This is a genomic window from Streptomyces boncukensis (assembly GCF_011045075.1).
In the GTDB taxonomy this organism is placed as follows: Bacteria; Actinomycetota; Actinomycetes; order Streptomycetales; family Streptomycetaceae; genus Streptomyces; species Streptomyces boncukensis.
This window is the reverse complement of sequence record NZ_JAAKZZ010000379.1, coordinates 1-7,378: the sequence shown is the minus strand read 5'-3', so window position 1 is coordinate 7,378 and position 7,378 is coordinate 1. Positions and strand designations below refer to the sequence as shown.

Sequence of the window (7,378 nt, the reverse complement as noted above, 5' to 3'; positions counted from 1 at the left end):
GGGGTGGGGCTCGCGGTGGGGCTGATCCGGCTGATGGGCGCGTTCGGCATGCACCTCGACGCGGCCGAGATCGCCGTGGAGTGGACGGTGCCGGTGGCCGCGTACGCGGTGGGCACCGGGGTCACCTTCGTGGCCGCCTATCTGCCGGCGCGCCGCGCGGCCCGGGTCTCCCCCATGGCGGCGCTCGCCGACGCCGAGGTGGCGGGCGTCGGCCGGCCGCTGCGGGTCCGGGCCGCCGTGGGGCTCACGGTCGGGGCGGCCGGGGCCGCGGCGCTCGCCGGCTGCGCGCGCAGTACGGACACGGGGGACGCGGCAGCGCTGCTGGCGGCCGGGATCGCCGGGACGCTCGTCGCCGTGGTCGTCGCGGGCCCGCTGCTGGTGCGCCCGGTGATCCGGGTGCTCGGCGCGGCGTTCCCCCGGCTGTTCGGTCCGGTGGGCCGGATGAGCCGGCGCAACGCGCTGCGCAACCCCCGCCGCACCGGTGCGACGGCCTCCGCGCTGATGGTGGGGCTCGCGCTGGTGGTCGGGATGTCGGTGGCGGCGGCCTCGGTCACCGCGTCCTTCGACGAGGAGATCGACCGGACCCTCGGCGCCGACTTCGTGGTGCAGAACGACGCCTTCACCCCGTTCCCGCAGGAGATCACCGAGAAGGTGCGGGAGACGGACGGCGTGGCGACGCTGGTCCGCCAGCGGTTCGCGCAGATGCGGGTGACCCTGCCGGAAGGCGACACCGTCAAGAAGGTGGCGCTGGCCTCCGACCCCGGCCTGTCGCGGGTGTCGTCCGCCGACTACGCGCGCGGCGGCCTGGAGGCGTCGCTGCGGCCCGGCCGGGTGAGCGTGGCGCGGGGGTTCGCCGAGGCACGGGGCCTGCGCCTGGGATCCCGGCTGACGGCCACGTTCCCGGGCGGGGCGCGCGCCACGCTCACGGTGGCCGGGATCAGCGAGGAGGCGGCCGGCGGCGGCGGTGGGGTGGGCGACCTGCTCATCGGCATGGCGACGCTGGACGCGGCCCAGCCGGGCGGCCAGGACGCGGCGCTGCTCGTCGCGGGCTCCCCCGGCGCGGACGCCGGGCGGCTGCGCACCGCGCTGGAGCGGACCCTCGACCCGTATCCGCAGGTGAAGGCGCTCGACCGGGCCGACTACAAGGAGCTGGTGCGGGATCAGGTGGCGGTGCTGCTGTATCTGCTGTTCGCTCTGGTGGGGCTGGCGATCGTGATCGCCGTCCTGGGCGTGGTGAACACCCTCGCGCTGTCGGTGATCGAGCGCACCCGGGAGATCGGGCTGCTGCGGGCGATCGGGCTGGCGCGGCGGCAGCTTCGCCGGATGATCCGGCTGGAGTCGGTGGTGATCGCCGTCTGCGGCTCGGTCCTGGGTCTCGGGCTGGGGCTGGTGTGGGGCGTGACGGCGCACGAGGTGCTGGCGCTGGAGGGGATGACGGCGCTGGGCATCCCGTGGTGGACGGTGGCCGGCGTGGTGGCCGGCTCCGCGCTGATCGGCCTGCTGGCCGCGCTGCTCCCCGCGCTGCGCGCCTCCCGTATGGACGTCCTGTCGGCCATCGCCCACGAGTAGCCCCGCACCGGGCAACCAGGGGATTCGGGTCATCACCACGCCGTCCGGCAAGGAGTCTTCGCATGCCGCGGCCCTTCCGCTGTGGCGTCAACATGATCACATTCGGTATCGGCGAGGAGTTCCGGGAGCGCTGCCGTCGCGCCGACGAACTCGGCTACGACGTGCTCATATGAAGGCGTTCGCCCCGGGGGCGGCTAGTTACGTAACGTAGCCGGAGGGGGGCCGCTGGGTGAAACCGCCGACGGCCGGTGCGGGGTCCGGGCGTCCCCGCTGACCTGGACCGGAACCCTGCGCGCTGAGGCTGCGTTTACGATGAACAGCCCCGCGCCGGTCCCCCGACGGCATCCGTACGGACACGGACCGCGCGCACCACTCCGACGGAAAGGTGTGAGCGTCCGCCCATGGACGACCCTCCCAGTAGCAGTCACGGACCGGCCCCCCGCGGGTGCCGAGCGCACCCTGGCCTCCTGCCCGACCATGGGAGGGAGGTGACGGCCCGATGACCGAGGTGCTTCTCCTCCTGGTGGCGGTGGCGCTGGCGCTCGCCTGCGGGGCGTTCGTCGCGGCGGAGTTCTCGCTGACGACGGTCGAGCGCAGCGAGCTGGAGCGGGCCGAGCAGCGCGGCGAGCGGGGCGCGCGCAGCGCACTGTCCGCGGTGCGCTCCCTCACGTTCCAGCTGTCCGGCGCCCAGCTCGGCATCACGGTGACCAACCTCGTGGTCGGCATGCTGGCCGAGCCGTCCATCGCGCGGCTGATCGCCGGGCCGCTGAAGGAGGTGGGCGTGCCGCGCTCGGCGGCCTCGTCGGTGGCGCTGGTGCTGGGCACGGCGCTGTCGACGGTGCTGCTGATGGTCGTGGGCGAGCTGGTGCCGAAGAACTGGGCGATCTCCAAGCCGCTGGCGGTGGCCCGCCGGGTGGCGACGCCGCAGCGCGCGTTCAGCGCCGCCTTCCGCCCGCTGATCCGGCACCTGAACAACACCGCCAACCGGCTGCTGCTGCGGATGGGCCTGGAGCCCACCGAGGAGCTGGCCTCGGCCCGCTCCCCGCAGGAGCTGGTGGCACTGGCGCGGCACTCCGCGAAGGAGGGCGCGCTGGAGGAGGACACCGCCGATCTGTTCGTGCGCACGCTGCATCTGGCGGAGCTGACCGCGCAGCATGTAATGACGCCGCGGGTGCAGGTCACGGCGCTGGAGACGCAGGCCAACGCGGAGGATGTGGCCAACGCCACGCGCGCCACGGGCCTGTCCCGCTTCCCCGTGCACCGGGGCGGGCTGGACACGGTGGTCGGCATCGTACGGCTCAAGGACGTGCTGGCGGTCCCGGCGGCGGAGCGCCGGCTGCGGCCGGTGACCGAGCTGATGCGCGAACCGCTGCTGGTGCCGGAGTCGCTGACCGTCGACCGGCTGCTGGACCTGCTCTCCGGCGGCGACCGCTCCATCGCGGTCGTCATCGACGAGTACGGCGGCACCGCCGGGGTGGTGACGCTGGAGGACATCATCGAGGAGGTCGTCGGCGAGGTCCGCGACGAGCACGACCCGCTGCAGACGCCCGACCTGGTCCCGGCGGGCGAGGACGCGGAGGGCCGCCGGATCTACGACGCGGACGGCGCGGCCCGCACCGACCAGCTGGAGGCCATCGGGCTGCGGGCCACGGAGGGCCCGTACGAGACGCTGGCCGGGCTGGTCGCCACGGAGCTGGGGCGGATCCCCGCGAAGGGCGACACGGTGCGGGTCGCGGGCTGGCGGATCGAAGTGGCCGACGCGAGCGGCCGGCGGGCCGCCCGGGTGCGGCTGGCCGGCCCCACCCCCGCCGAGGCCGCGGCCATGGCGGGCGAGGACGGGGAGGTGCGGCGATGACCGCCGTTCAGCTCTTCATCGGGCTGCTGACGCTGGTGGCCAACGCGTTCTTCGTGGGCGCCGAGTTCGCGCTGATCTCGGTGCGCCGCGCCCAGGTGGAGCCGCTGGCCGAGGACGGCGACAAGCGGGCCCGCAAGGTGCTGTGGGGGCTGGAGCACGTCTCGCAGCTGCTGGCCGCCGCGCAGCTGGGCATCACGCTGTGCACCCTGGTGCTGGGCGTGGTCGCCGAGCCGTCCATCGCGCATCTGCTGGAGCCGGTCTTCCACGCGGCGGGCGTTCCGGAAGGCGCCATTCATCCGGTGTCGTTCGTGATCGCGCTGGCGCTCGCGACGTATCTGCACATGCTGCTGGGCGAGATGGTGCCGAAGAACATCGCGCTCGCCGAGCCGGAGCGCGCCGCGCTGCTGCTGGGCCCGCCGCTGGTGGCGCTGGCGCGCGGGCTGCGCCCGGTGATCTTCACGGTCAACGCCTTCGCGAACGGGCTGCTCAAGCTGTTGCGGGTGGAGCCCAGGAACGAGGTCGAGGCCGCGTTCTCGGACGACGACCTGGCCCAGATGGTCGCGGACTCCAGCGAGGCGGGCCTGCTGGACGACCGGGCCACGGAGCGGCTGCGGGACGCGCTGGAGCTGGGCCGCCGCCCGGTCGGCGACGTGGCCCGGCCGCTGGGCCGCGTGGTCGCGGCCCCCTGGGGGGTGACGCCGGAGGGGCTGGAGGCGCTGTCGGCCGCGTCCGGCTACTCGCGCTTCCCCGTCATCGACGAGGACGGCCGGGTGCTGGGCTATCTGCACGTCAAGGACGCGCTGGACGCGGTGCCGCGCGAGGCGGCGTTCCCGCTGACGGCGATGCGGCCGATCGCCCGGGTGCCCTCGGCGATGCCGCTGGACGACGTGCTGGCCGCGATGCGGTCCAGCGGCACCCATCTGGCGGCGGTGACCGGCCGGGACGGGCGCGCGGTGGGCGTGGTGACCATGGAGGACGTGCTGCGCGAGCTGGTCGGCACCAGCGACTGACCGGCCGCCGCCGCGGCGGCGGGGCACCCGCCGCGGCGGTCGGGACCGCTCGGTACCATGGGCGCTCGTGACTCGCAGCGACACCCCTGACCCGGCTGGCAGCCCCGGCAGCCCCGGTGGTCCCGACAGCCCCGGCAGCTACGTCGCCATCGGCGACTCGTTCACCGAGGGCATGTCGGACCTGATGCCGGACGGCAGCTACCGCGGCTGGGCGGATCTGCTGGCCGCCCGGCTGGCCCAGCGGACGGACAGCTTCCGGTACGCCAACCTCGCCGTACGCGGCAAGCTCATCGCGCAGATAGCGCACGAGCAGGTGGACCGCGCGGCGGCGATGGAGGCGGACCTGGTGAGCCTGGTCGGCGGCCCCAACGACATCCTCCGCCCGCGCTGCGACCTGGAGCGGGTCTGCGCCACCTTCGAGGACGCGGTGGCACGGCTCGCCCCGCGCTGCGGCACGCTGCTGCTGTTCCGCTCCCCCGCCCGGCGCGGGCCGGCGCTGGACCGCTGCCGCCCGCGCGTGGACCGCTTCTTCGCGTTCATCGACGAGGTGGCCGAGCGGCACGGCGCGCTGGTCGTGGACCTGTACGCGTCCGAGACGCTGGGCGATCCGCGGATGTGGGCGGAGGACCGGCTGCATCTGACGCACGAGGGGCACAGCCGGGTCGCCGAGGCGGTGTGGCAGCGGCTCGGGCTGCCCGCCGAGCGGGACTGGGACGCGCCGCTGCCGCCGCCGGAGCCGGTGCCCTGGAGGGCGCGGCGCCGCGCGGACGCGCGCTTCGCGCGCGTCCATCTGCTGCCCTGGGTCGGGCGGCGGCTCACGGGCCGCTCCTCGGGCGACGGCAGGCCGCCCAAGCGGCCCGAGCTGGCGCCGCTGACCTGCGTCGGCCCCCGGGTGAGCGACACCGCGTAGACTCCCCTCACGTGACAGAAACGCCGCGCATCCCGAACGTTCTCGCCGCCCGCTACGCCTCGGCGGACCTCGTCCGCCTCTGGTCCCCGGAACACAAGGTCGTCCTGGAGCGGCGGCTGTGGCTCGCCGTCCTCACGGCGCAGCGGGACCTGGGCGTCGCGGTCCCGGACGGGGCCGTCGCCGCGTACGAGCGGGTCCTGGAGGACGTCGACCTCGCCTCCATCGCGGAGCGCGAGCGGGTGACGCGGCACGATGTGAAGGCCCGGATCGAGGAGTTCAACGCGCTGGCGGGCCACGAGCAGATCCACAAGGGCATGACCTCGCGGGATCTGACGGAGAACGTCGAGCAGCTCCAGATCCGGCTCTCGCTGGAGCTGGTGCGGGACCGCACGGTGGCGCTGCTCGCCCGGCTGGGGAAGCTGGCCGCCGAGCACGCGGCGCTGGTGATGGCGGGCCGCTCGCACAATGTCGCGGCGCAGGCCACCACGCTCGGCAAGCGGTTCGCGACCGCCGCCGACGAGCTACTGGCCGCGTTCGGACGGCTGGAGGACCTGCTGGCCCGCTATCCGCTGCGCGGCGTCAAGGGCCCGGTCGGCACGGCGCAGGACATGCTGGACCTGCTCGGCGGCGCCGCCGAGCAGGGCGCGGAGCGGCTGGCGGACCTGGAGCGGCGGGTCGCCGAGCACCTGGGCTTCCGGCAGGTGTTCACCTCGGTCGGCCAGGTCTATCCGCGCTCGCTGGACCACGAGGTGATCAGCGCCCTGGTGCAGCTGGGCGGCGCCCCGTCCTCGCTGGCCAAGACGATCCGGCTGATGGCGGGCCAGGAACTGGTGACGGAGGGCTTCAAGGAGGGCCAGGTCGGCTCGTCGGCGATGCCGCACAAGATGAACACCCGCTCGTGCGAGCGGGTGAACGGCCTGATGGTGGTGGTGCGCGGGTACGCCTCCATGGCGGCCGAGCTGACGGGCGACCAGTGGAACGAGGGCGACGTGTCCTGCTCCGTGGTGCGCCGGGTGGCGCTGCCGGACGCGTTCTTCGCGTTCGACGGGATGCTGGAGACGTTCCTGACGGTGCTGGACGAGTTCGGCGTCTTCCCCGCCGTGGTCTCCCGGGAGCTGGACCGCTATCTGCCGTTCCTGGCCACCACCAAGGTGCTGATGGCCGCCGTACGGGAGGGAGTGGGCCGGGAGACGGCGCACGAGGCCATCAAGGAGCACGCCGTGGCGTCCGCGCTGGCGCTGCGCGAGGGCGCCGAGCGCAACGAGCTGCTGGACCGGCTCGCCGCCGACTCCCGCATCCCGCTGGACCGGGAGCGGCTGGCGGAGCTGATGGCCGACCGGCTCTCCTTCACCGGCGCGGCCGGGGCCCAGGTCGCTGAGGTCGTGGCCCGGGTCGAGGAGGTCGCCAAGCTCCATCCGCGGGCCGCGGCGTACGCGCCGGGGGCGATCCTCTGACACCCCCCGCGCGCCGCGCGCCCCGCTTCACGCGGGAGGAGCTGGAGGCCGCGCGGGACCGGCTGGTGCCGGATGTGGCCGCCCCGGGGCTGGACGTGCTGTTCTGCGGCATCAACCCGGGTCTGATGTCGGCCGCCACGGGCCACCACTTCGCGCGTCCCGGCAACCGCTTCTGGCCCGCGCTGCACGCCTCCGGCTTCACACCACGGCTGCTGCGGCCGGACGAGGAGCGCGAGCTGCCCGCGTACGGCCTGGGCATCACCAATGTCGTGGCACGGGCCACGGCGCGCGCCGACGAGATCGGCGACGAGGAGTTCCGCGAGGGCGGACGGCTGCTGCGTCGGAAGGTGGCCCGGCTGCGTCCCCGGTGGCTGGCGGTGGTCGGCGTCACCGCCTACCGCACGGCGTTCGGCGACCGGAGCGCGCGCGTGGGCCCGCAGGATGTGACGATCGGCAGCACCCGGGTGTGGGTGCTGCCGAATCCGAGCGGGCTCAACGCGCACTGGACGCCCGCGGCGCTGGCGGAGGAGTTCGCCCGGCTGCGCGCGGCGGTGCGGGAGGACTGACCGGGCGGACCGAC

At 74.7% G+C, this 7,378-nt stretch carries 6 protein-coding genes; all 6 read left to right on the top strand.

The genetic code is table 11. From position 1 onward, the window contains the following. Positions 1-1,569: FtsX-like permease family protein (locus G5C65_RS27260; protein WP_165301623.1), on the top strand; the 1,569-nt coding region annotated here is incomplete at its 5' end. 499 nt (positions 1,570-2,068) lie between these two features. After that, the gene (locus G5C65_RS27255) at positions 2,069-3,424 is read left to right on the top strand and encodes a hemolysin family protein (protein WP_165301621.1); all 1,356 of its coding nucleotides are present in this window, start codon (positions 2,069-2,071) and stop codon (positions 3,422-3,424) included. Further along, complete coding sequence (locus G5C65_RS27250; protein WP_165301619.1) at positions 3,421-4,434, top strand: hemolysin family protein; 1,014 nt, start codon at positions 3,421-3,423, stop codon at positions 4,432-4,434. Before G5C65_RS27255 ends, G5C65_RS27250 begins: the two co-directional genes overlap by 4 nt. A 148-nt stretch (positions 4,435-4,582) precedes the next feature. Beyond that, complete coding sequence (locus G5C65_RS27245; protein ID WP_338146688.1) at positions 4,583-5,344, top strand: SGNH/GDSL hydrolase family protein; 762 nt, start codon at positions 4,583-4,585, stop codon at positions 5,342-5,344. Positions 5,345-5,355: 11 nt separating this feature from the next. After that, positions 5,356-6,798 (top strand): adenylosuccinate lyase, encoded by a 1,443-nt coding sequence (purB, locus tag G5C65_RS27240; RefSeq protein ID WP_165301615.1) that lies wholly within the window; start codon positions 5,356-5,358, stop codon positions 6,796-6,798. 65 nt (positions 6,799-6,863) lie between these two features. Beyond that, the gene (gene mug / locus G5C65_RS27235) at positions 6,864-7,364 is read left to right on the top strand and encodes a G/U mismatch-specific DNA glycosylase (RefSeq protein WP_338146687.1); all 501 of its coding nucleotides are present in this window, start codon (positions 6,864-6,866) and stop codon (positions 7,362-7,364) included. Positions 7,365-7,378 lie beyond the last annotated feature (14 nt).

Coding starts and splice junctions, on each gene's coding strand:
- G5C65_RS27255 (WP_165301621.1), top strand. CDS start 2,069: ATGACCGAGGTGCTTCTCCTCCTGGTGGCGGTGGCGCTGGCGCTCGCC.
- G5C65_RS27250 (WP_165301619.1), top strand. CDS start 3,421: ATGACCGCCGTTCAGCTCTTCATCGGGCTGCTGACGCTGGTGGCCAAC.